Raw genomic sequence first — 23,904 nt, 5'->3', positions numbered from 1 at the left:
CGCTTCAACACTCCATGGAGAGGTATTCCCCAATGAAATGGTTCTACGACCTTAGAATCGCCACCAAACTGATCACCTCGTTCCTCGTGGTGTTGGCGCTGACCGCCGTCATGGGCGTGTTTTCGATCCACCAGCTGGGCCAGGTGAACGGCACCACCACCGAGATCCGCGAGAACTGGATGCCGTCCATGCGCGCCGCCTCGGGCATGCGCTTCTACGCAGCGAGCTTTCGCCTCAAGGAAAACCGTCATATTTCCGCCGACTCCGAGCAAGAACGCGTAACGCTGGAGCAGGAAGCCGACGAAGCGAAAAAGGCCTTCGAAACCCGTCTCGGCACCTATGAAAAACTGCTCTCCACCGCCGAAGACCGTCAACTGTTCGAAACCACCCGCAACGACTGGGCCGCTTACCTGGTGGTCAGCAAGGATCTGTTCGCGCTGTCCCGGCAGAACCAGACCGAGCAAGCCATGGCGCTGCTCAAGGGCGAGTCCAAACGCCAGTTCGACCTGGTGACAAGCGACCTGCAAAAACTCGTGGAACTGAACGACGTCGGTGCCGGCGCCGCCAGCGAACACGGCACCCAGCTGTATGAGAATGCACGCCTGTCGATCATCGCCGTGCTGGCTGCCGCCCTGCTGGTGGGCCTGGGTCTGGCGCTGTTCATTTCGCGAATTATTTCCCGTCCGCTGAAGCAGGCCGCCGCCGTCGCCGAACAACTGGCCGAAGGTAACCTGAACGCGAAAATCGAAGCCGGCTCCAAGGACGAAACCGGCATGGTGCTCAATGCCATGCAGAATATGGTTGGCAAGCTCTCGCACATCATCGGTGAAGTGCGCAACGCGGCGGACAATCTCGCCAGCGCTTCCGAAGAAGTCAGCGCCACCGCGCAATCGATGAGCCAGGCCACCAGCGAACAGGCGGCCAGCGTCGAGGAAACCAGCGCCTCCATCGAGCAGATGAGCGCCAGCATCAACCAGAACACCGAGAACGCCAAGGTTACCGACGGCATGGCCAGCAAGGCCGCCAAGGAAGCCACCGACGGCGGCGAATCGGTGCAGCAGACCGTGGTGGCGATGAAAAAAATCGCCCAGCGCATCAGCATCATCGACGACATCGCCTACCAGACCAACCTGCTGGCGCTTAACGCCGCCATCGAAGCGGCCCGCGCCGGCGAACACGGCAAAGGCTTCGCGGTGGTCGCCGCCGAAGTGCGCAAGCTGGCTGAGCGCAGCCAGGTTGCCGCCCAGGAAATCGGCGAGCTGTCGTCCAGCAGTGTCGACATGGCGGAGAAGGCCGGGAACCTGCTCAACGAAATGGTCCCGTCCATCAACAAGACTTCGGACCTGGTGCAGGAAATCAGCGCCGCGTCCGAAGAACAGGCCGCCGGCGTTGCGCAGATCAACACCGCCATGACCCAGCTCAATCAGGTGACCCAGCAGAACGCCTCCAGCAGCGAAGAACTGGCCGCCACCGCCGAAGAGATGAGCAGCCAGGCCGAACAGCTGCAACAGGCCATGAGCTTCTTCACCCTGGACACGCCCGCCAAGTCCGCCATGCAGAGCGCCAGGGTCGATAACACCCCAGGTCCGTCCAGCCGCAAACCGGCACGGACACCGGCACCGGTGATGCCCAAGGCGTTTGCCTACAACATGGCCAGCGCGCCGGACGAATCGGAATTCACCCGGTTCTGATGGCCCGGTTCCACAGGCTTGCCTAAAGGAGAAAAAGCTATGGGCGCCATCGCGACCACACGTCAGACCGTCAGCGCGGTCGAGGAAGAAGCGCAATACCTGACGTTCATGCTCGGCACGGAGATGTTCGCCATCGGCATCCTGTGCATCAAGGAAATCATCGAGTACGGCAACCTCACCGTCGTGCCAATGATGCCGGCCTTCGTGCGCGGGGTGATCAACCTGCGTGGCGCGGTCGTGCCGGTGGTGGACTTGTCGGCTCGTTTCGGCCGACCGAATTCCGCCATCAGCCGGCGCAGTTGCGTGGTCATCATCGAGGCCGCCAGCGCCGACGGGCAGGCCCAGGATATTGGCCTGCTGGTGGACACGGTGTCGGCGGTGCTGGAGATCCCGGCCTCGCAGATCGAGCCGCCGCCGAGTTTCGGCGCGAAGATCCGCGCCGACTTCATCAGCGGCATGGCCAAGGTCGATGGCAAGTTTGTCATCGTGCTGGAGGTCGACCGGGTGCTGTCCATCGACGAGATGTCCGAACTCGCCCAGGCCAGCCCCGCTGCGTTGGAAGCGCCAGCCTCATGAGCACAGACACTTGCAAGGAACGCACAGTGAATTCAATGGCCCTCAGCGACCGGGAGTTCAGCCAGTTCCAAAACTGGCTGTACCAGGCCGCCGGCATCAACCTGTCGCCAGCCAAGAAAGCCCTGGTGGCCGGGCGGCTGTTCAAACGCCTCAAGCACTATGAGCTGGACAGTTATGGCGAATATTTCAAGCTGATCATGAGCGGCCAGCGCAGCGACGAATTGCAGGTGGCGCTGGACCTGCTCACGACCAACGAAACCTATTTTTTCCGCGAGCCCAAGCACTTCGACTTTCTTCGCGACCATGTGCTGCCCCACGCGACGCCGGGCAAGACCTTCCGCCTGTGGAGTGCGGCCAGTTCCTCCGGCGAGGAACCCTACAGCCTCGCCATGACCCTGGCCGAAAGCCTGGGCACCACGCCATGGGAAGTCATCGGTTCGGACATCAGCACCCAGGTGCTGGCCAAGGCCCGTTCCGGGCATTACCCGATGGAGCGCGCGCGCAACCTGCCCCATCCGTTGCTGGTGAAATATTGCCTCAAGGGCACCGGCAGCCAGCAAGGCACGATGCTCATCGATCGGGCACTGCGCAACCGCGTCAACTTCATCCAGGTCAACCTCAACGACACCCTGCCGGAGCTGGGGGAGTTCGACGTAATCTTTCTGCGCAACGTGATGATCTATTTCGACCAGCCCACCAAAAGCAAAGTGGTTGCGCGGCTGATCCCTCGGCTCAAATCCGGCGGGTATTTCATCGTCAGCCATTCGGAGAGCCTCAATGGCGTGTCCGATGCGCTGAAGTTGGTCGCCCCTTCGATTTATCGCAAGCCATGAGCGCCGCGATGAAGCAGGTAGCGGAGGTCTACCTCGGGCCGGGAGAGTTTCGCTTTGCGACCTGCCCGACCCGGCTGCGGACGATCCTCGGCTCGTGCGTGGCGATCACGCTCTGGCATCCGCAGCGCAAGATCGGCGGCATGTGCCATTTCATGTTGCCCAGCCGGGTGCGGTGCTCCACCGCGTTGAACGGGATGTACGCCGATGAAGCCATCGAACTGTTCGTCCGTCAGGCCCGGGCCCATCACACCGAGCCCGAGGAATACCAGCTCAAGCTGTTCGGCGGCGGCGAGATGTTTCCCGAACTGCAACGCCATGTGGCATTCGGCGATGTGGCGCGGTCGAACGTCAACGCGGCGCTGGAGATGGCCGCGCTCTATCGCCTGGACCTGATCGCCCAGGACATGGGCAGCACCGGCCACCGCAGCATCATTTTCGACCTTTGCACGGGCGACGTCTGGGTCAGGCACCAACCGATAAGGACCCTGCACTAACCATGTCAGGCAAAAAAATAAACGTATTGCTGGTGGATGATTCCGCCGTGGTCCGCCAGGTATTGCTGGCGATCCTGAGTGACACGCCGGACATCAACGTCATCGGTGCGGCTTCCGACCCGATCTTTGCCATGGACAAACTGGCGAAGGAATGGCCCGACGTGATCGTGATGGACGTGGAAATGCCGCGCATGGACGGCATCACTTTTCTGAAAAAAATCATGAGCGAACGGCCTACCCCGGTGGTGATCTGCTCGTCGCTGACGCCCAAAGGCGCGGAAACCACCTTGCAAGCCATGTCCGCCGGTGCGGTGGAAATCATCACCAAGCCCACCAGCGGCTTGAAGAACTTCCTTTTGGAATCGGCCCCGGAACTGGTGTCCGCCATCCGCGCCGCCGCCCAGGTCAACGTCCGCAACCTGGGCAAGCGCCCGGCTCCGGCGGCGCCGCTGACGCCGGCGACCAAACTCACCGCCGACGCCATGCTGCCCGCCGCCAACGGCCATGCCATGGCCCAGACCACCGAACGCATCGTGGCCATGGGCACCTCCACCGGCGGCACCCAGGCGCTGGAAGCGGTGCTCACCGCCCTGCCGCGGGTATGTCCGGGCATCGTCATCGTCCAGCACATGCCGGAAAAATTCACTGCATCCTTCGCCGCGCGGCTCAACAGCCTCTGCCAGATCGAAGTGCGCGAAGCGAAAAACAACGACCGCATCCACCCGGGCCTGGCCCTCATCGCCCCCGGCGGCAAACACATGATGGTGACCCGCAGCGGCGCGTTCTATCACGTGCAGGTAGTGGACGGCCCGCTGGTCAATCGCCACCGCCCGTCGGTGGATGTGCTGTTCCGCTCGGTGGCGAAGTTCGCCGGCCGCAATGCCACGGGCATCATCATGACCGGCATGGGCGACGACGGCGCCCGCGGCCTCAAGGAAATGCTCGACGCCGGCAGCGCCACCGTGGCCCAGGACGAGGCCAGCTGCGTGGTGTTCGGCATGCCCAAGGAAGCCATCAAACTCAACGCCGCGCAGCGGGTGATGCCGTTGCAGGAGATTGCGCAGGTGATATTGCATCGCTGAACAACGCCTGCCCCGTGGCGAGGGAGCTTGCTCCCGCTGGGCTGCGCAGCGGCCCCAAATACTCGAAAGCATCTCTCAATATCGAGTCGTCAGGGTTCAGGGCCGATGCGCGCCCCAGCGGGAGCAAGCTCCCTCGCCACAGGGAAAACGCTTCAAACAGGCGAGATCGTCGCCAGCACACCAATCAGCAACGTCAACGCCAGAAAACCACCCAGAAAAATCGCCATCTTCGCCATGAGCATTCTCCCAATAGAGTCATTGCGGCACTGCCGAATTGTGGAGCGGTACCTGATACCGTTACAGACGCACCTGCAACCAAAAAATGCGGATCAGCGCATAAAGCCAGAAACCCGCCAAGCCAGAACTGCAGAAGTACGCCATGATCCCGGCTATCATGCCGCACGCCCATTCAACGGGCGTGCTGCAAGCCACCCTAAAGGATTCAGGTATGCCCCTTCTGCCGTCACGCGCTACCCTCCTCGTCTCAGGTCTTCTGATCAGCTCTCTGTGCCTGGCCGAGGGCGAGCCGGCGGAAAGCGTCATCAAGGACTCGACCAAATCCGCGGTCTCGTCGTTCATAACCGCAGGCAAGAACCTGTTGGGCGGTGTGAGCGAAGGCGTGCTCGACGGGCGCGAGTCGGTCCAGGGCACCGATGGCGCCGCGATCATCTCCTCCGGCGAGCAAATGAAAGACCGCATCACCATCGAAGTGCTGAAGCTTGAGCCCAGCGAAGAAAACGTCACCATCACCCTCGGCTTCAAGAACAGCACCGACACCCAACTGCGCCTGATCAACCTCGGACAAACCGGCACCCTGCTGGCCATCGACCAGGCCGGCTACGCCAACCGCCTCACCGGTCTGGACAACCCCGACGAAGTCACCGTCCCACCGAAGATCGCCGTACGACAGAAATTCGTTTTCGAAGGCATGAACGAGGCGATCAGTGCCGTACGGGTCTGGGGGGCGGATTATTCGGTCAAGAAGTAATCACGAAACCGTGGCGAGGGAGCTTGCTCCCGCTGGGCTGCGCAGCGGCCCCACCCCACCAGCGGCTCGGTAAGAGCTTCAACCGATCGTGGAGAAACCGTTCATGCGGTCGTTCAAGAAGTCGCCGTTATCAGACCTCGCTCAAGCGCTGCAGCGATGATGTCGGTTGCAGGTACGTTGACCCAAGTAAAAATGTCTACCTCCTGCCTGGACGCAAGCCAACACCCCACCATCTCGTAGCCCAGCGAGTACCCCAGCCATTTGGGCTTGTCCCCACTACCAAAAAACCATTCGCTGTGATCGTAATAACTCGATTCAAGTGCTTGCAGCCCAACCGGCGAATTCAACAGCTCAGTTGAGCCAACTTCCCGCTCCCAACTCTCTGGATCGGTGTTGAGCAGATATCGGACGAACTGTCCGGCAAGTCCTTCGCTCACCAAAGCCTCGCCCAACGTCCAGCCATAGCCCGGCCCTGCCATGCGCAGACAATGATGGACCTCATGGATAATCTGACGATGTAGCGCGCCAGCGCGCAGGCTGGGAATGAAGTTGGGATTATCTGGATCAAGCGTCATGCTGAACATCGAGCTTCGATACGCTCGCCCTACCAGGCCCAATTCCGGAATGGTTTCGCCCGGCAACCGCTGGACCAGGACATCAAGTCGGGGCGGGACCATCCGAAAAGCCAAGGCCTCATAAGCGGTTTCGAACTCACCAACCAGCTCCTTGCGAAACTCAGCCAGACTCCCCGAGGCTTCTAGCCAGTGCAACGTCCATGCGTCCATCAACTCTCCTTTTTCATTGGGTTTGTGCTTTCTTTTCGTCCGATCAGTCATATCGTTGATTATCCTGAGGATCAATAGGTCCCCGGGGTCCCCCAGCTTTCTACAGCGAAGCTTACAGAAGGATTCGTAATGACCACGCCTGATCAAAACATCAAGAACGATACACACCCCCTCAGCCTGCTAAACGGCTCATGGCTGAACGAACCGAAAATCCACTCCGCGCCCACAACAGACTCCCTGCACCTGGAAACCGACAACGCTACCGACTTCTGGCGAGAAACCCACTACGGCTTCACCCACGACAGCGGCCATTTCCTCGGCGTCGAAGCCCCACCCAGCTTCACCTGCCAACTACGCATCCAAGGCACCTTCGAAGCCCTGTACGACCAGGCCGGCCTGATGGTCCGCATCAACGAACGCCAATGGGTCAAGGCCGGGATCGAACTGAGCGACGGCCAGGCCATGCTCGGCAGCGTACTCACCGACGGACAATCCGACTGGGCGACCAGCCCGTACACCGCCGATCCCAACGACTTCTGGATGCGCGCCACGGTCGCCAACGGCGTACTGCGCTTGCAGGTTTCCGCCGATGGACTTCGTTGGCCGCTGGTGCGCTTATGCCCGTTTCCCATCGCACCGACCTACCGCGTCGGCCCGATGGCGTGCAGCCCCAAGCGCGGCGGCTTGAAAGTCGCTTTTTCCGACTGGACGCTCGGGCCTGCGCTGGGCAAGGACTTGCATGATCTGACCTGAGCGCGGCCCCCTGCAGCGCTCTGTATCCGCGACACACAGCAATACAAACACACCGCCGCACGACACATCCCAGATACACGACAAGCGCCAAATGGCCCCGTCCGAACAGGCCAGTCGCGCCTTGCTTCGACCCGACGTGCCCAGCACCGGGCAAGCAACGTGACGCCGCCACGGCACACGCCCCGCGCAACGTTGCCAGGGGCCAAACAGCTCTTATCTGGAGAAATCTCATGACCCGTACAAAAAACTCGAACACTGCTCGCCTCGCCCTTGCCGCACTTGCCCTGTCCGGCGGCTTGAGCCTCGCCCAGTCGGCTTTCGCGGTCGACGCCCTGCCCCAGGGTTATCAACTGGCCTCGGCGGAAAAAACCTCCGAAGGCAAGTGCGGCGAAGGCAAATGCGGCGCCGCCGAAGCGGGCAAAAAAGTCACCCAGGCCGAAGGCAAATGCGGTGAAGGCAAATGTGGCGACGCGTCCTTCGCCCGCACTGATACCGACAAAGATGATCGCGTGTCGCTGAAGGAATTCCTCAGCGTGGCGCCGACCGAACAAGCCGAGTTCGAAAAGATGGACAGCAACCACGACGGCTACCTGTCCGAAGCGGAAACCTACAAATATCGCACCGGCCAATACACCGCCAATGGCAAGAAAGTGCCCACCGAGCTGTTCACCCGCATGAGCCAAGCCAAGGAATAAAGCCCTTTGCCCGCGCCCTCCCGGCGGTTCACACCGGGAGGGTCTGGCCATCCCTGGAGAATTGCGATGAGCACCTTCACTTCACCCAACGGCGCCGGGCTCGGCCTGCGTCGCGCCATGCTTGGCGACTTGCTGAAAATGGCCCCGAACGCGGTGGATTTCCTCGAATGCGCGCCGGACAACTGGATCGGCGTCGGCGGTGTCTACGCCGAACAACTCGATCAACTGGCCGCAAGACACCCCATCACCTGCCACGGCTTGTCCCTGTCCCTCGGCGGCCCACAACCTCTCGACCTCGACCTGCTGCGGGGCACACGCCGCTTTCTCGATCGCTACGGCGTGGCGATCTACAGCGAGCACCTGAGCTACTGCTCCGCCAGCGGCCACCTCTACGACCTCTTGCCGATCCCCTTCACCGAAGAAGCCGTGCACCACGTTGCCGCGCGCATACGCCAGACCCAGGACCTACTGGGCCAGCGCATCGCCGTGGAAAACATCTCCTACTACGCCGCGCCCTTCCAGGCCATGAGCGAAATCGACTTCATCACCGCAGTCCTCGAAGAAGCCGACTGCGACCTGCTGCTGGACGTCAACAACCTCTACGTCAACGCCATCAACCACCGCTACGACGCTCAGAAATTTCTCGCCGCCCTGCCCGCGCAACGCGTCAGCTACCTGCACGTGGCCGGCCATTACGACGAAGCCGACGACCTGAAAATCGACACCCACGGCGCGCCCGTCAAGCAAGACGTCTGGACGCTTCTGTACCAGACCTACCAACGATTCGGACCGGTGCCGACATTGCTGGAACGCGACTTCAACTTCCCGCCGTTGACAGAACTGCTCGCCGAGGTAGGGCAGATCAAACAGCTGCAACAACTCGCCTGCCCAGCAACCCCGGAGGCCCGCCATGCCTGAACAACTGCTCGACCAACTCAACTGCATGGCCAACTACGTCCGCCACCCCCACCACCCGCCCCCACCCGGGCTGGAAGCACGACGCCTGGCCATCTACCGCCAACTGTTCATCGGCAACATCGAATCACTGCTCGCCGCCAGCTTCCCAGTCATCCACCAAACCCTGCCGCGCGCCGACTGGCAACGACTGGTCCACGACTTCTACGCCAACTACCGCTGCCAGACGCCACTGTTCACGCAGCTTGCCGGTGAGTTTGTCGCCTACCTGGAACAACACGAGGATCTGCACGACCTCCCACCATGGCTGCCCGAACTCGCCCAGCACGAATGGAGCGAAAGCGCCCTGCTGCTGAGCGATGCGGTGGAGCCGTCACACAATCCCCACGGCGATCTGATGGAAGGCACGCCCGTGGTTTCCGGACTCGCGCAGGCACATGCCTATGAATGGCCGGTGTGCGACATCGGGCCGGATCATCAACCCACCGAAAAGCCTGCGACCCCAACGTTGGTATTGTTGCAGCGGCGCGAAGGGCAAGTGACGTTTTCGCGGCTGGCGCCGATGGCTTACGCATTGTTGGCGTCGCTGATGGAACATCGGCGCAGTGGGCGGGAGCATCTGGTTGCGTTGGCTGAGATGGCAGGAGTGTCGGTGCGGGAGTTGATGCCCATGGGGGTGGCGGCGCTTGAAGGGTTCAAGGCGCGGGGGATTGTGTTGGGGACGCGTTGGGGGTGAGTTGTGATAATTCCTACGCGACTCTCGGAAATGGTCACCTGTTCCTGACGGGTACTTGAACTTATAGTCGGTTGCGTCGCCTTGAAGAGCGATCAGGTTTGGCGACCTGCGATCGGATCAGCCCATTAATCTGATCGGAGCAATCCCATGGAAAGATACGTCCCCATCACCGGCATCGACTGCACCCCGGCTTCGCTGCTGATTGATAGCCAGGCACCGCTTGATGTTCTGCATGCTACGGCTGATTACCGTATTCGGGTCGTGACACAGGTTTTGGAAAATATTGCGTTTCGTGCCGAGATTGGTAGCGATACGGTAGTGCTTTCGGATTTCGCGCAGTTGCTGGCGATTCCGCTAAGGGATGGGTGTGATTTGTTGGAGGTGATTGGGCGGCGGCTTCAGGAGGCGGTTGAGGGGTGATGGGAGAACGGGCGTTGGTGGCGCCCGTTTTTTGCCCCAGATGAACGAATGGGGTAATAGAAAGTTCTGCGTTTGGCGCCGCGGCGCATTTTGGAGAGTACTGAACGGCAGCAATCGGCCAGAAGCAGCCACTCGCAACGGGCAGTTTGCGTAGTGAAGCAGTCATCCGTCGATCAATCCCGCCAAGCCTGGGCAGTCGAGTTTCCAATGCTCGCGAGAAAAAACCCGGTATCCCGATTAGACCGCAGATAAACCACGCGGAGTCGGGCGACAACTCACCTATCAGTGGGTGGTATTTCTTTCAGGTCAGTACAGCGTCGCACGAGGTCGGTGGCCTTTCACTACACCTTTTCGCCCGTTTGCGCCCATGGAGCACTGCGCAGGTGATCGGCCAGGTAGTCAATGAGTGCTTGCACGCGAACTGGGCGGCTGCGCCCCGGAGGGGTGACGATGTGCAGCGCGATCGGCTCTACTTGCCAGTCTTCCATCACCGTTTCCAACAGCCCCGATTCCAGATCCTTCCAGGCCAGAAACTCCGGCTGCAGCGCAATGCCCAGTCCCGCCCGCAAGGCTGGTTCGAGTGCCTCGGCATTGTTGGCCTGTAAAGGGGCGGGCATTGCCTGGGTAAATTCTCCATGCCGTTTGTGCCTGAAGCGCCAGCCAGTGCCGCCGAGCGAATTGCTGTATTGCAACGCACGGTGCTTGATCAGATCCCGCGGATGGTCGGGACGTCCATGGCGTTCAAAGTAGGCAGGAGTGCCGACCAATAGGATGCGCACGGTGCACAGGCGCCGAGCCAGCAAACTGGAGTCGCTCAGGGTCGAGATCCGCAGGGCCAGGTCGAACCCTTGAGCGACCAGATCAATTATTTCGTCATTGAAGCTGATATCCAGCACCACATCGGGATGTTGTGCCATGAAGTCTGGCAACAATGGCGCCAGGCGTGAGACGCCAAACGACATCGGGGCACTCAAGCGGATCACGCCGCGCAGGCTAGTGGACTGCTCTATGACCTCAGCCTCGACGGCTTCACCCTCGGCCAGAATGCGCGACGCGCGTTCCAGCGCAGCGTTCCCGCTCTCGGTCAACGACATCTGCCGTGACGTGCGATGGAACAGCATGGTCTTCATGCGGGCTTCCAGGCGCGTAACGGCCTTGGAGACGGTCGCCTGCGACAGGCCGAGATCGGCCGCCGCACGGGCGAAGGAGCCTGCTTCCGCCACTTTGGCGAATATAGCCCAGGCTTCGAGATCCGGCATTTTCTTCATGGCATTCCTGGTAATAGTCCGATCACATTGATCCCATACGAGGCACCATCATGGGCATGAAACGGGCCATCATAGAACAGTGAAACCGGAAAGGATGACTTTCCATTCATTGCATTCTCCCCTCGCTCCAAGCTGGCTATAGTCATTCCAGGACATCCCACCCGACCTGGAGAGAGCAGGATGATCGAACGCCGTTCCTTCGACAGCCTCGGTGGTGCTCACCACGGTTGGCTTGATGCCAGGCATCACTTTTCTTTCGCCGAATACCATGACCCAACGCGGTTTAATTGGGGCGCTTTACGGGTCTTGAACGACGACACGATCGCCCCGAACTCAGGCTTCCCGGCGCACCTGCATTCGGACATGGAGATCGTCACCTACGTCCGCGAGGGCGCCATCACTCATCAGGACAACCTTGGCAACAAGGGTCGCACCGTGGCGGGCGACGTGCAGGTGATGAGCGCAGGCAGCGGTATTCGCCACTCCGAATACAATCTGGAGGCGGGTATCACCAAAATCTTTCAGATATGGATCACCCCTGACACGAAAGGCGATCCACCCTCCTGGGGCTCCAAGCCGTTCCCGAAAGGCGACCGTTCCGGCCAGTTCGTAGCATTGGCGAGCGGCGCCGAAGGCGATGAAGATGCGCTGCCCATCCGTACGAACGCGCGGGTGCTGGGGGCAACGCTGAAAACCGGCGAAACGATCGAATACCACTTCGCCGACGACAAACATTTTGGCTACCTGGTCGCAGCCACGGGCAGCGTCAAAGTCAACAACCTTGTGCTCGAGGCGCGCGATGGCGCCGCCATCCACGATGAGCAGCGCATACGCATTACCGCCCGCGAGGATGCCGAAATACTGCTGGTAGACGCCGCCAGCTGAATCAAAGGTCTCAATAATCAGGTGGACTTTGCGGCGTCCCCTGCATCCAGCCGGGACCGGCGACGCTTTGGCTCACCGGGACGGGCCGAGTGCTGCTCAGGCAGCCGCGCACACCGCCGCTTTCGAACCCATAGTTAATCGTTAAAGGAGCCCCACCGTGTCCAACACGTTGCTAGAAGTACTGACCCCACAAAACAGCCAACTCATCTTCATCGACCAGCAGCCGCAGATGGCTTTCGGCGTGCAGTCGATCGACCGGCAAGTGCTGAAAAACAATGTCGTGGGGCTGGCCAGGGCCGCCAAGGCGTTCGGTATCCCTACGACCATCACCACCGTGGAAACCGACGGATTCTCGGGCAATACCTACCCTGAGCTACTGGCGGTGTACCCTGAGAACGACATCCTCGAGCGCACCTCCATGAACTCCTGGGACGATCAGAACGTTCGCGACGCCTTGGCGAAGTCCGCCGCTGCCGGTCGCAAAAAGATCGTCGTTGCTGGCCTGTGGACCGAAGTCTGCAACACCACCTTCGCGCTGTCCTGCTTGCGCGACACTGACTATGAAATCTACATGGTGGCCGATGCCTCGGGTGGCACTTCGGTTGAAGCGCATAAATACGCCATGGATCGCATGGTTCAGGCCGGTGTGGTGCCGGTGACCTGGCAGCAAGTGCTGCTCGAATGGCAGCGGGATTGGGCACGCAAAGAGACTTATGAAGAAGTGATGGCGATCGTAAGGGATCACTCCGGCGCCTACGGCATGGGAGTGGACTATGCCTACACCATGGTGCACAAGGCTCCGGAACGGGTGAAGCACGGCGAGCGTATCGGCCCCAACCCAGCCGAGTAAGCCTGCGGTGACAGGAGCTATCGCGCATGCGCGATAGCTCCTGTCACGGCCGTTAGTGACCAAGAGAGGTTGAGCATGAAAATGTATGCATTGTCCCTGGCCGCTGGCCTGCTTGTGGGTGTGGTCTACAGTCTTCTGAGCGTGCGCTCGCCTGCGCCGCCGCTGGTGGCCCTGATAGGGCTGATGGGAATCCTGGTCGGCGAGCAAATCATCCCGATCGGCAAGCACTTGTGGTGTGGCACGACATTGAGCGCTGCCTGCGACAAGACAAGCGCCGTCAGCCATGTACTCGGTCAACTGCCTGGTCGACACACCAAGCAACAGACTGAGGAATCAAAGCCGACCTGAGCGACCTGCTCCGACGCTTGCGCACTCGCTGAAGGCCTTTGGCCAGGCGTTGCAACTATAAGGACAGCGACCTATGACATCCCGCCGAAAATTTCTGGGGGCCGCCTCAACGCTTGCGCTGGGTGGCGTACTAGGGCCCAGCGCCTTCTCCGACATGCCAAGAGCAGGAGAGTCCAACGTGACCCATTCCATTCCCGATACCATTTTCCGTAATGGTGAGATCACCACACTCAATCGCGCCAACCCGGTCGCGAGCGCCGTCGCCATCAAAGACGGCAAGTTCCTCGCCGTCGGCTCTGACCAGGAAATCATGCTGCTGGCGGGCCCGGCTACCAAGGTTGTCGACCTCAAGCGCCGTAGCGTGCTGCCTGGCCTGGTTGATAACCACACCCACGTGATCCGCGGCGGCCTCAATTACAATCTGGAGTTACGCTGGGACGGTGTGCGTTCTTTAGCCGACGCCATGGAAATGCTCAAGCGTCAGGTGGCAATCACGCCAGCACCGCAATGGGTTCGCGTGATCGGCGGCTTCACCGAACACCAGTTCATCGAGAAGCGCCTGCCGACCATCGAGCAGATCAATGCGATTGCGCCCGACACGCCGGTGTTCCTGCTGCACCTGTACGACCGGGCCTTGCTCAATGGTGCGGCCTTGCGTGCGGCCGGCTATACCCGGGATACGCCCGAGCCACCGGGTGGAGAAATCACCCGGGATGGCAACGGCAACCCCACCGGGCTGCTACTGGCCAAGCCCAACGCGATGATTCTTTACGCGACGTTGGCCAAGGGCCCCAAGTTGCCCTTCGACTATCAGGTCAACTCCACCCGCCACTTCATGCGCGAGCTCAACCGCCTCGGTGTGACCGGCGTGATCGACGCGGGCGGCGGTTTCCAGAACTATCCCGATGACTATGCCGTGGTGCAGAAGCTGGATGATGACGGCCAGATGACGGTCAGGCTGGCTTACAACCTGTTTACGCAGAAACCTAAGGAGGAAAAAGACGACTTCCTCAAGTGGACCTCCAGCGTCAAGTACAAACAGGGCAACGACTACTTCCGCCATAACGGTGCCGGTGAGATGTTGGTGTTCTCGGCAGCGGACTTCGAAGACTTCCGCCAGCCTCGTCCGAACATGCCGCCGGAAATGGAAGGCGAACTTGAAGAGGTGGTGCGTATCCTGGCGCAGAACCGATGGCCGTGGCGGTTGCACGCCACCTACGATGAAACCATCACCCGTGCGCTGGACGTCTTCGAGAAGGTCAATCAGGACATACCACTGGCCGGGATCAACTGGTTCTTCGATCACGCCGAAACCATCTCGGATAAATCGATCGACCGTATAGCAGCGCTCGGGGGCGGCATTGCCGTGCAGCACCGCATGGCTTATCAGGGTGAATACTTTGTCGAGCGCTACGGCGCCCGCGCCGCTGAGGCCACGCCGCCGGTGAAGCGAATTCTCGAAAAAGGCGTGAAAGTGTCAGCGGGCACTGACGCTACTCGCGTCGCCTCCTACAACCCCTGGGTCTCACTGTCGTGGATGGTCACCGGCAGGACCGTCGGCGGCCTGAACCTCTATCCACAACGTAATCTGCTTGATCGCGAAACCGCGTTGCGGATGTGGACCGAGAATGTCGCCTGGTTCTCCAACGAGGAAGGCAAACGTGGACGCATTCAGGCTGGCCAGTTCGCTGACCTGATAGTGCCGAGCAAAGACTACTTTTCGGTCCCCGAAGACGAGATTTCATTTCTGACCTCCGATCTGACCGTGGTGGGTGGGCGCGTTGTCTATAGTGCCGGCCAGTTCACTGCGCTGGACGACAACCTGCTGCCGCCCGCGATGCCGGACTGGTCGCCGACCCGCACGTTCAAGGGTTATGGCGCTTGGGGAGAACCGGAAGGCGCCGGCAGGAACTCGCTGGCGCCGTTGCGCGCTCAAGCCGCTGCATCGTGCGGCTGCGCAAGCTCCTGCGGTGTGCATGGTCATGACCATGCCGGTGCGTGGGGTTCCAATGCACCGGTGTCGGATCCGAGGAGTTTTTTTGGCGCTTTAGGCTGCTCCTGCTGGGCCGTATAGAGGAGAACGAAAGGCAATACGCTTTCGGTACGCCGCCAGTCTGAATGGCATGTACGTCAATTCCCCTGGACTGAGACGTTGAATAAATTATCTGAAATGCATGCTTTCGTGGCGGTGGTGGACACAGGCAGTATTTCAGAGGCTGCTCGCCGTTTGGGCACCGCCAAGTCCATGATTTCCAAGCGCATTCAACAGCTCGAAAAACGCCTGGGGAGCATTCTTCTGGAGCGTGGCCGGCAGACTCGCCTGACTGAGTCAGGCGAGGTTTTTTACCGTCATTGCAGGGGAATTCTGGCTGACATTGAAACTGCCGAAAACGCGGTGCTGACGTCTCAGTCGATTGTCCGTGGAAGTCTGCGTATTGCAGCTCCGATGGCTTTCGGCAGGCGATATCTGACGCCGATTTTGGCAGCTTTTGCCAGGCAATATCCTGAGTTGTATCTGGATATCGAGTTCGACGACCGCCGCGTCAACTTGCATGAAGAGGGTTTTGATGCGGCGGTTCGTATCGGCGAATTACCAGACTCTTCGCTGATGGCCAAAATAATTACACCCAACCGCCATATCATCTGTGCGAGCCCTGATTATTTGAATGCTCATGGGACGCCACAAATACCGCAAGACCTGGCTCAGCATTTCGCCGTGCTTTACGTCAATCGCGAACCACATGGTATGTGGACGCTACCGGTAAACGGCACATTAGAGTCCTTTCGTGTGCGCTGCCGAATGCGCACCAACTGTGGCGATCAACTGATGGAGGCGGCGAAGACGGGGCTCGGGCTTGCCATATTGCCCACTTTCCTGGCCGCTCAAGCCATTGTGGACGGTGAATTGATCGAAGTGCTGGCGCCTTATGCGCCACGTGGAGGCAATATTTCTGTTGTCTATCGTCAATCGCATAAAACATTGGCCAAGCTTCTCGCGCTGAGTAGCTTCCTTAGCGAACGGATCGGTAACCCGCCAATTTGGGACCGGCTGCTGGCATCCAGTTCGCAACCACAGTAGTAAGCCGTTCGAGAAAAACGAAACCTGGAATCAACTTTTCGAGGCTTATGGTGGGGAACTACCCGACTTATCCTGACTCCAGCCAAGCGTGCTACAGGCGTCTGGCAGGAAAGAAAGCGCCCCGTGAAAAATAATCAGAAACTGAGAAAACTCATGATCACTCCTAAAATCAAATCGCTCGCTGCAGCAATCACGCTCGCCACGTGCATCTTAACTGTCTCGCCAGTGTCGGCACAGTCGACTAGCGAAGCGCAGTCAGCTGCATCACTCTCGGTTGTCATGGAATTCCTGGCCAATACTTCGCCCGATAAAGTCGAAGCCGCTGCGCACAGGTTAGCGGCTCCAGACGCCACCTATGTTTCTCTAAACTTCGATAACCCAGAACTCAAAAAAATCATGCCTTGGACCGGCACAAACAAAGGCCCGAAAGCCTTCAGTTCGTTATTCATGCAGGTCTCGGATTACTGGAAGATCGAAGACTTCACCATCACTACCAAAATCGCCTCCGGCGAAGATGTTGCGATTTTCGGTAAGTTCACCTATCGCTCCGTGGCGGTCGACAAGGTGTTTACATCACCGTTTTCCGTTCACGCCAAGGTTCGTGACGGAAAGATGACTTATTTCCAGTTCATGGAAGATACCTACGCGTCCGCCAGTTCGTTCCGCCAGTCCGGTTCGTGGACCGTGAAGACATCAGCGCATGCAGCCCCCGTTACGGTCGGGACCAATTAACGACCTCTATCGCAAGGACGGAAGTCTTGCCGGCAGGACCGGGAGGCCGTTTGGGTTAGGCCTTGTCGACAATCCCCACCAGAAAAAGGTAGGGCCTGCTGCGGGCTGTCTAGCAAGATGGGCCCGATGATCGACCACAAGAACGTCGGACGCGTCGATAAAGTGGTCGAGCGCGCCATTGCAGAAGGCGCCGAGGTAGTCGTGCGAGGTGGTCCGGTTACGAAGGCCCGTTGTCGGAAGGCGCGTTCTTTCGCCCCGTGATTCTGGAAGTGAGCGATCCCACGCTCCCAGCTGTTCAGGAAGAGACATTCGGGCCGGTGAATGCCTGGGAATGGCCATTTTATTCAACCTCAATTATTTAGACGGCACATCGCGACCGAAGACGGCGTGCAGTTGTATTGCAAGAATTCGGGGCCGAAGCATGGCAAGTCGATACATTCAGCCAAGCGCGAGGGGATACTCCTGGTTGGAGCTGATGTCGAACTGAGTATACAAACAGAGAAATTTTCGCCTGGGTCCATACCGAGGTCGTTCGATCGGTCGAGCTTCGTGGAGAACTTGATCGAATGTCAGCTTCTGGCCGAAGGCGGTCGCTTGTGAAAGGCAGCTAATGGCCGATAACAGCCAGTCACGCTGGCCCTTTGTTGTTGACGGAGATGAGCATTGACGTAGAATCGCCGCCCAAAAAAAGCATGCACAGCAAGAGGTCGCTTCGATGCAACGGGTGATGATTGTTGGTCAACCTGGATCTGGGAAAAGCACTTTGGCGCGTAACCTGGGCCAACGCACGGGCTTACCGGTCGTTCATATCGACACTATTCACTGGCAGCCAGGGTGGGTCGAACGAAGCTGGGACGAGAAGACGCATCTCTGTCGCGAGGTCGAGTCCCTTGATCGCTGGATTTTCGAAGGTGGCCATTCAGCCACGTGGAACCATCGGATGGCTCGCGCTGATCTTTTGATATGGATCGATCGATCTGCGACGCTCCGATTTTGGCGTGTACTCCTCAGAACGCTGCTCCACCGAGGTCAGCGCCGGCCGGACTTGCCGGACAACTGCCCCGAATTGCTGGCGAATCTGCCAGAGTTTTTTAAGTTCATGTGGCGGACGAGAAAATCAGCCCGGGCGAAGATGAACCAACTCGTGGCGACTGCCCCCCCAACTTGCCGCGTGGTCTGTCTGCGGTCTAACCGGGATACAAGAATTTTTCTGGCGAGCGTTGGAAATTCGACTGGCCAGGCTCTGCGGGATTGATCGAAGATTGACTCCTTCAGCGCGAGGGCTTCCGGTATTGAGTGGCGCCTTCCCAATTCCCTCAAATCTTCCGCCCCACCCCAAGACAAAACATCTTCCGATAATCAGAAGGCGACGTCCCCAGATGCACCCCAAAATGCTGCCTCAACGACAATGACGTCCCAAACCCCACCTCCCCCGCGATGTATTCAATAGGCAACTCAGTCGTTTCCAGCAACGCCTGCGCCCTAGCCACTCGTTCAGCGGTCAACCATTTCGACACAGTTGTGCCAGTCGCCTCCTTGAACCGACGGGTAAAAGTCCGTCTGCTCATTTTCGCCATGTCTGCCAGCACGTCGAGGGAGAGGTCTCCGGACAGGTTCATTCGGGCCCACGTCAGGACGTCGGACAGGTGAGTCTCGCCAGCTAATTGCGGTACCGGGTGTTCAACATACTGCGCCTGGCCTCCGGGCCTGTGGGGTGGCGTCACGAGCATTTTCGCGGTGCGATTCGCCACGTCTGCACCGAGTCGCTCGCGTACCAGGTGCAGGCAGCAATCGATTGCCGCGACCGTTCCGGCGGACGTTACGATGTTATCGGCGCTGACGTAGAGCACTTCGGGCTTGAATCGGACCTTGGGAAAACGTTGCGCAAACTGGTCACGGACGGCCCAGTGGGTGGTTGCTTCCTTTCCATCGAGCAGCCCGGCATCGCCAAGGACGAACGCTCCCAAACACAATCCCACGATGAGCTTGCCTTGCGTATTGGCGAGCTGCAGCGCTTCTATGAGTTGGGGCGATGCAACAAGGGATTGATCGCCCCACGCCGGGATGATGATGACGTCGGAAGTTTCCATCAGCTCCAGGCCGAGGCTTACCGACAGGCCAATGTCCTGGTCGGTGCTGATCACTCCGGGCACTTCTGCGCAGTAATTGATTTCGTAGCGAGGCCCATCGGGCGCAGGTTGCGCGGTTCCCAATACCATTCCCGGCACGGAAAGATGGAAAAGGCTGACGCCTTCGAAAGCTAGAACAGCAACGCGTATGGGGAGCATGAGGAAGCCTCGATTCGCCCTCTGGGCCCAAGCCGAACCACCTCGAGCGGTTGGCCCGATTATAGCGAAATATGTCATTCGGGCCACTGTTGGCTCGCGAGACATTCAGCAAGAATGGATTCCTCGATGTAAACAACAGGATCAATTCTTATGAAACTCAGAACTTTACCGCTTGCCGTCAGCATGGCTTGTGCCGTAGCCGCTGCCCCCGCGTTCGCCAGTTCGAATGCTCCCAAGGCACCTGACGCCTCTCACAAGTTGGATTTGCAGCAGGTTCGTAACGCCACGGTGAAAATCACCTACGGTGACACCACTTTCCTGATTGATCCGATGCTGGCAAAAAAAGGCGCTTATCCGGGTTTTGAAAACACCTATCGGAGCAACCTGCGCAACCCCTTGGTTGATCTGACGGAGTCGCCTGAGAAAGTTATCGCTGGAGTCGACGCCGTCATCGTCACCCATACGCACCTGGATCACTGGGACGATGCCGCGCAGAAAGCGCTGCCTAAAGACATTCCGTTGTTCGCCCAACATGAAGAAGATGCACAGCTGATTCGTTCCCAGGGTTTCAAGAACGTACGCGTACTGACGGATGAAGCCGAATTCGGCGGCGTGAAGATCACCAAGACCGGCGGCCAGCATGGCACTGACGAAATGTATGCCGTGCCAGCGCTCGCAAAACCGCTAGGCGAAGCCATGGGCGTGGTTTTCCAATCGCCGGGCTACAAGACGCTCTACCTAGCGGGTGACACGATCTGGCGTAAAGAGGTCGACCAGGCGATCAACCAGTACCGCCCGGAAGTTATCGTGCTCAACGCCGGGGAGGCAAAAATGGCCGGATTCGACGGCTCGATCATCATGGGCGAGGAAGATGTGCTTCGCGCCTCAAAAGCCGCGAAAAACGCACAGATTGTCGCGGTGCACATGGACGCGATCAACCATATGTCCCTGACCCGTGAAGAACTGCGCGCTTACGTCAAGAAGCAAGGGATTCAGGGGCGTGTGGACATTCCGGAAGATGGGGCTTCGCTGGAGTTCTAAATGTGGAAGGGGACAGGTTTTATTCAGCGAATAAATCTGTCCCTTTATCCTCAATGCCATTAACACTCAAACCCGCACCGAAAACCGCTCCGCCGCCCGCCTCTCGAACATCGCCTGTTCCGTCTCCCGCGTCGCCCGCTCGCCCTTGTACGCCAACTGATTGAAAAACAACCCGTCGGAATATTCCTGTATGGACACCGACCCACGGTCTTTCAGCAACGGGGCCAGATCGATCGTGTTGGCGAAGTTTTCCTTGGTCAGGCTGTAGAGGCCCAGGTAGCTGCCGGACCAAGGCGAGTCGGCGTCGACCAGGTCGATGGAGGCGTCGCGAACTGCGATGGCGGCGGCTTTCAGGTCCTTGGAGTCGTTGAGCAGATCGGTCAGCCGTTGGATATCGGAACTGCTGAGCTTGCCGGCGGAGTTGAGCACCTTCAGGCTGCCGTCGGCTTCGACAGTGAAGCCGTATTTCTTCCCGGCCAAGTCCGGGTGGGTCGTCGAGAGCGTGGATTGGAAATCCTCGAACGAGGACTTCAGCGTACTGGTTGCCCCTTTGAGGGTCTCTACGTATCGAGGAAAGTCCGGTGATTGAGAGCGACCGATCCAGGTCTCGATCGCCACAGGCATCGGCATTGTTGCCTGGGCTTCTTCGCTGGGATGGAAGATGGCCGCTGGGCTGGCGTTTGCCAGGAGTTCTTTCGCAGCGTCTGTCGGCGCCTTGGTCACGAGCGCCTGTTCGGAGCGCGTGAGGTTGGTATTGGCCGGCGGGATGTAAGCGGAACTGACGGTGAGTACCATTTTTCATCGGTCCATGATGGGCGGGTTTGTTCAGGTTATCGGCGGTGCTGGATCCAACTTTAGAAGATCGCTCCATGTCGCCAGCTTCGTAGCTTCTGGAGGGGGTGCGTTCCGCAGCCTGGGCTGATGATTGAATCCGTGGAAAGAATCACCACAGTTGATTGTTACCAGAGTATTTAATCGGCATTTCATCAACTTTTCTGAACGGCAGTCGATGGACTTGCAGATCCCAGGGAGCAGTTCAGAAATGAGAAACAATCAGCCGGTCACGCAACGTGAGATTTCGCTCGCACCTCAGCAAAAGCTGATTTCCACCACGGATACGCGAGGCGTCATCACGTATTGCAATGACGCCTTCGTCGAGATCAGCGGATTCGACAAGGTGGACCTGATCGGCGCACCACAGAATATCGTTCGTCATCCGGATGTGCCGCCCGCCGTGTTTGCGCATATGTGGGCCGCGCTCAAGCAAGGCAAGCCGTGGATGGGGATCGTCAAGAACCGCTCGAAAAACGGCGACCATTATTGGGTCAATGCCTACGTCACGCCTGTTTACGAAGGGAGCCAGGTCGTCGGTTACGAATCGGTACGAGTCAAGCCGACGGCCAGCCAGATCCGCCGCGCCGAAGCGCTCTACAAACGCATCAGACTCGGCAAGGCAGCTGTCCCGGGTGTTGATCGGTGGTACCCCTTCCTGCTCAGTTGGGTACCGGTTCTGTTGATGGGTTTATTGGGCACAGTAGGCGGCGCCTTCCTCAATACCGCCATGGCAATGCTGCTTGCTGTCGGAATATCGATTCCGGTCGGGTTGATCATCTCGCGCCAGCAGAACAAAGGCGCGCTGCGTCTGTTGGAAATGGCCGAGGCATCAACCTCGGATGCGTTGCTGGCGAAAATGTACAGCGACGAGCGCGGCCTGCAGGCTCGCCTTGAAACAGCTTTCGAGAGCCAGGCATCCCGGCTCAAGACGTGCCTCACTCGCCTGCAGGACACCGCCGAGCAACTGACCGGTTTGGCTGGCAGGTCCGACGGCCTGGCCGCCGACAGTTCACGCGGGCTTGAACGCCAACGCGTCGAGACTGAGCAAGTGTCGGCCGCGGTGAATCAGATGTCGGCGACCACCCAAGAGGTCGCCAGTCATGTCCAGCGCACGGCTGACGCTACCCAGGAAGCCAACGTGCTGACCGGGCGCGGACGCGACGTGGCCCGTGACACCCGCCAGGCGATTCAGCGTCTCTCCGAGGTCGTGGGCGAAACCGGGCTGACGGTTGCGCAGCTGGCCAAGGACAGCAACGAAATCGGGACGGTGGTCGATGTCATCAAAGGCATTGCCGACCAGACCAACCTGCTGGCGTTGAACGCCGCCATCGAAGCCGCGCGCGCCGGAGACATGGGCAGGGGGTTCGCGGTGGTTGCCGATGAAGTGCGCCAGCTGGCACAGCGCACGACTGAGTCCACCACGCAGATTCATAGCCTGATTTCCAAGCTGCAGGTCTCCTCCAACAACGCCGTGAAAACCATGGAAAGCGGCCATCGACAAGCTGAGGAAGGCGTCGCCTGGGTGCTTGAGGCAGACAAAGCACTGATCGGCATCAGCGAAGCCGTGGCACACATCACCGACATGACCAGCCAGATTGCCGCGGCGACAGAAGAGCAAACCGCGGTGGCCGACGAAATCAGCCGCAATATCACCACTATCGCGAACCTGGCAGACCAGACTTCCGAACAGGCCAGGCACTCCGCGGAGTTGAGCAAGGAATTGACGCAAACAGCCATGACTCAGTACTCGTTGGTGGAGCGATTTAATCGCTAGTCAATCAACCGAATTGAGTTCGTTTTGCCGAAGCTGATGTTGCGCCATTACGGATTTGATGGCCGGGTACCGGGGCAACCAAACCTGGGTTTGCAAGTGAATGCCAACAATTTTGGCAGCCGTTATTATTCGACTACTGCCAATTCGGCGAGTTTGGAGGGGATGGATATGGTAATTCGAGAAATATGATGTTGAGTGCCAAGTACAATTTCTAAGAGCCTCTGTCTAGCCCTGGAACAGATGTGCATGTTTCAGGACTAGACACAGCGCTCTAATTTCTCAGGAAATTATTTTACGGACTATTCTCCAGTGGTGGTTAGATAAAGCAACAAGCCTCGCGGCAGCGCTATCGAGCAAGACTCTTCCAACGCCTTAGCTTGAGACTCAGTCAACTCATAATCGTAAAAATAATTTTCCTTTCTTACCCAGCCCATGATTTCTGCCAGATCTGGACTACCAATGCAGAGAGTTATCTCCCAACAAGCAAAATCGTTCCCTTCAAATACTCCCATAATTCTGCGCTTCAAAGGACAGGCCCAAGTAATTATTATGTTACCAAGCGGCTCGGTAACGAAATGAGATCTGGTAATCAAACTGTTCGGGAACGATCAGGTGGCTGAAGAGGGGTTGAAGAATCGGAATCCATTCTTCCAGCACATCAAAGCCACCGTCATAAATGTTTGGCTCGTTCTCTAGACCCAGTGCGGCGATAGCTGACTTATCTTCCCGTAAATCTACCGTATATTCCTTACCTTCACCCCACTCCGTTTTCGGGTCATACCAGTCCATCCTTAACTTTAAGCCCATTGAACCGTCGCCATATCTGTACGCCTTCTT

25 protein-coding genes and 2 pseudogenes are annotated in these 23,904 nt (G+C 58.9%); 22 read left to right on the top strand and 5 right to left on the bottom strand.

Annotated features, from left to right (window positions below):
• Positions 1-32: 32 nt before the first annotated feature.
• The 6 genes from J3P86_RS10570 (at position 33) to J3P86_RS10545 (ending at position 5,664) form a co-directional block, all read left to right on the top strand.
• Positions 33-1,691, top strand: coding sequence for a methyl-accepting chemotaxis protein (locus tag J3P86_RS10570; RefSeq protein ID WP_434700157.1), 1,659 nt, complete (start codon positions 33-35; stop codon positions 1,689-1,691).
• Positions 1,692-1,730: 39 nt separating this feature from the next.
• A complete protein-coding gene (locus J3P86_RS10565) occupies positions 1,731-2,267 on the top strand; it encodes a chemotaxis protein CheW (RefSeq protein ID WP_305495396.1) in 537 nt (178 codons plus the stop codon).
• Positions 2,264-3,100, top strand: a complete 837-nt coding sequence (locus tag J3P86_RS10560) for a CheR family methyltransferase (protein ID WP_434624509.1) — start codon at positions 2,264-2,266, stop codon at positions 3,098-3,100. Before J3P86_RS10565 ends, J3P86_RS10560 begins: the two co-directional genes overlap by 4 nt.
• Complete coding sequence (gene cheD, locus J3P86_RS10555; protein WP_434624511.1) at positions 3,097-3,594, top strand: chemoreceptor glutamine deamidase CheD; 498 nt, start codon at positions 3,097-3,099, stop codon at positions 3,592-3,594. The genes J3P86_RS10560 and cheD overlap by 4 nt, the downstream gene beginning before the upstream one ends.
• Positions 3,595-3,596: 2 nt before the next feature.
• A complete protein-coding gene (locus tag J3P86_RS10550) occupies positions 3,597-4,676 on the top strand; it encodes a protein-glutamate methylesterase/protein-glutamine glutaminase (RefSeq protein WP_434700156.1) in 1,080 nt (359 codons plus the stop codon).
• 448 nt (positions 4,677-5,124) lie between these two features.
• Positions 5,125-5,664 (top strand): hypothetical protein, encoded by a 540-nt coding sequence (locus J3P86_RS10545; protein WP_434652667.1) that lies wholly within the window; start codon positions 5,125-5,127, stop codon positions 5,662-5,664.
• 113 nt (positions 5,665-5,777) lie between these two features.
• On the opposite strand, the gene J3P86_RS10540 is transcribed toward J3P86_RS10545, so the two are convergent.
• Complete coding sequence (locus J3P86_RS10540) at positions 5,778-6,500, bottom strand: DUF2268 domain-containing putative Zn-dependent protease (protein WP_434624517.1); 723 nt, start codon at positions 6,498-6,500, stop codon at positions 5,778-5,780.
• A gap of 78 nt (positions 6,501-6,578) precedes the next feature.
• Between J3P86_RS10540 and J3P86_RS10535 the strand changes: the two genes are divergently transcribed.
• From J3P86_RS10535 to J3P86_RS10515, 5 genes are all read left to right on the top strand, one after another.
• The gene (locus J3P86_RS10535; protein WP_434624519.1) at positions 6,579-7,202 is read left to right on the top strand and encodes a DUF1349 domain-containing protein; all 624 of its coding nucleotides are present in this window, start codon (positions 6,579-6,581) and stop codon (positions 7,200-7,202) included.
• A 230-nt stretch (positions 7,203-7,432) separates the two neighbouring features.
• Positions 7,433-7,897, top strand: coding sequence for an HvfA family oxazolone/thioamide-modified RiPP metallophore (locus J3P86_RS10530; RefSeq protein WP_434700155.1), 465 nt, complete (start codon positions 7,433-7,435; stop codon positions 7,895-7,897).
• 66 nt (positions 7,898-7,963) lie between these two features.
• The gene (locus tag J3P86_RS10525; RefSeq protein ID WP_434624523.1) at positions 7,964-8,815 is read left to right on the top strand and encodes an HvfB family MNIO-type RiPP peptide maturase; all 852 of its coding nucleotides are present in this window, start codon (positions 7,964-7,966) and stop codon (positions 8,813-8,815) included.
• A complete protein-coding gene (locus J3P86_RS10520) occupies positions 8,808-9,548 on the top strand; it encodes an HvfC family RiPP maturation protein (protein ID WP_434700154.1) in 741 nt (246 codons plus the stop codon). The genes J3P86_RS10525 and J3P86_RS10520 overlap by 8 nt, the downstream gene beginning before the upstream one ends.
• 147 nt (positions 9,549-9,695) lie before the next feature.
• Complete coding sequence (locus J3P86_RS10515; protein ID WP_434700153.1) at positions 9,696-9,968, top strand: hypothetical protein; 273 nt, start codon at positions 9,696-9,698, stop codon at positions 9,966-9,968.
• A gap of 341 nt (positions 9,969-10,309) precedes the next feature.
• Here J3P86_RS10515 and J3P86_RS10510 read toward each other — a convergent pair whose 3' ends face one another.
• Positions 10,310-11,236, bottom strand: coding sequence for a LysR family transcriptional regulator (locus tag J3P86_RS10510; RefSeq protein WP_434624530.1), 927 nt, complete (start codon positions 11,234-11,236; stop codon positions 10,310-10,312).
• A gap of 180 nt (positions 11,237-11,416) precedes the next feature.
• Between J3P86_RS10510 and J3P86_RS10505 the strand changes: the two genes are divergently transcribed.
• The 8 genes and pseudogenes from J3P86_RS10505 to J3P86_RS10470 all read left to right on the top strand — a co-directional run bounded on the left by J3P86_RS10505 (position 11,417) and on the right by J3P86_RS10470 (position 18,385).
• A complete protein-coding gene (locus tag J3P86_RS10505; RefSeq protein WP_434624532.1) occupies positions 11,417-12,121 on the top strand; it encodes a pirin family protein in 705 nt (234 codons plus the stop codon).
• A gap of 157 nt (positions 12,122-12,278) precedes the next feature.
• Positions 12,279-12,971, top strand: a complete 693-nt coding sequence (locus J3P86_RS10500) for a hydrolase (RefSeq protein ID WP_434624534.1) — start codon at positions 12,279-12,281, stop codon at positions 12,969-12,971.
• An 81-nt stretch (positions 12,972-13,052) separates the two neighbouring features.
• On the top strand, positions 13,053-13,319 hold the full coding sequence (locus tag J3P86_RS10495; protein WP_434631390.1) for a XapX domain-containing protein: 267 nt from the start codon (positions 13,053-13,055) through the stop codon (positions 13,317-13,319).
• A 73-nt stretch (positions 13,320-13,392) separates the two neighbouring features.
• On the top strand, positions 13,393-15,393 hold the full coding sequence (locus J3P86_RS10490; RefSeq protein ID WP_434700151.1) for an amidohydrolase: 2,001 nt from the start codon (positions 13,393-13,395) through the stop codon (positions 15,391-15,393).
• A 78-nt stretch (positions 15,394-15,471) separates the two neighbouring features.
• Positions 15,472-16,398 (top strand): LysR substrate-binding domain-containing protein, encoded by a 927-nt coding sequence (locus tag J3P86_RS10485; protein WP_434700150.1) that lies wholly within the window; start codon positions 15,472-15,474, stop codon positions 16,396-16,398.
• A gap of 123 nt (positions 16,399-16,521) precedes the next feature.
• Positions 16,522-17,130 carry a nuclear transport factor 2 family protein gene (locus J3P86_RS10480; RefSeq protein ID WP_434624540.1) on the top strand — a complete coding sequence of 203 codons (609 nt, stop codon included), beginning with the start codon at positions 16,522-16,524 and terminating at the stop codon, positions 17,128-17,130.
• Between the two features lie 85 nt (positions 17,131-17,215).
• A pseudogene (locus tag J3P86_RS10475) lies at positions 17,216-17,450 on the top strand (aldehyde dehydrogenase family protein); the annotation flags it as partial.
• A 395-nt stretch (positions 17,451-17,845) separates the two neighbouring features.
• Positions 17,846-18,385, top strand: coding sequence for an AAA family ATPase (locus J3P86_RS10470; RefSeq protein ID WP_434700148.1), 540 nt, complete (start codon positions 17,846-17,848; stop codon positions 18,383-18,385).
• Positions 18,386-18,446: 61 nt separating this feature from the next.
• Here J3P86_RS10470 and J3P86_RS10465 read toward each other — a convergent pair whose 3' ends face one another.
• Entirely contained in the window at positions 18,447-19,418 is a 972-nt protein-coding gene (locus tag J3P86_RS10465) for a GlxA family transcriptional regulator (RefSeq protein WP_434700146.1), read from the bottom strand.
• Positions 19,419-19,568: 150 nt separating this feature from the next.
• Between J3P86_RS10465 and J3P86_RS10460 the strand changes: the two genes are divergently transcribed.
• Complete coding sequence (locus J3P86_RS10460) at positions 19,569-20,459, top strand: MBL fold metallo-hydrolase (protein ID WP_434700144.1); 891 nt, start codon at positions 19,569-19,571, stop codon at positions 20,457-20,459.
• 66 nt (positions 20,460-20,525) lie between these two features.
• Here J3P86_RS10460 and J3P86_RS10455 read toward each other — a convergent pair whose 3' ends face one another.
• Positions 20,526-21,254, bottom strand: coding sequence for a hypothetical protein (locus tag J3P86_RS10455; RefSeq protein WP_434700143.1), 729 nt, complete (start codon positions 21,252-21,254; stop codon positions 20,526-20,528).
• A 214-nt stretch (positions 21,255-21,468) separates the two neighbouring features.
• Between J3P86_RS10455 and J3P86_RS10450 the strand changes: the two are divergent.
• Positions 21,469-21,780 (top strand): annotated as a pseudogene (locus tag J3P86_RS10450) (PAS domain-containing protein); the annotation flags it as partial.
• Positions 21,781-21,975: 195 nt separating this feature from the next.
• The gene (locus J3P86_RS10445) at positions 21,976-23,067 is read left to right on the top strand and encodes a methyl-accepting chemotaxis protein (RefSeq protein ID WP_434700621.1); all 1,092 of its coding nucleotides are present in this window, start codon (positions 21,976-21,978) and stop codon (positions 23,065-23,067) included.
• A gap of 552 nt (positions 23,068-23,619) precedes the next feature.
• Here J3P86_RS10445 and J3P86_RS10440 read toward each other — a convergent pair.
• Positions 23,620-23,874: a colicin E3-like toxin immunity protein gene (locus J3P86_RS10440; protein ID WP_434700141.1), complete on the bottom strand. Its 255-nt coding sequence runs from the start codon at positions 23,872-23,874 to the stop codon at positions 23,620-23,622.
• Positions 23,875-23,904: the final 30 nt, after the last annotated feature.

This window comes from Pseudomonas sp. D1-1 (assembly GCF_051132225.1).
Taxonomy (GTDB): domain Bacteria; phylum Pseudomonadota; class Gammaproteobacteria; order Pseudomonadales; family Pseudomonadaceae; genus Aquipseudomonas.
The sequence above is the reverse complement of the archived record's forward strand: the minus strand, read 5'-3'. Positions and strand labels throughout refer to the sequence as shown.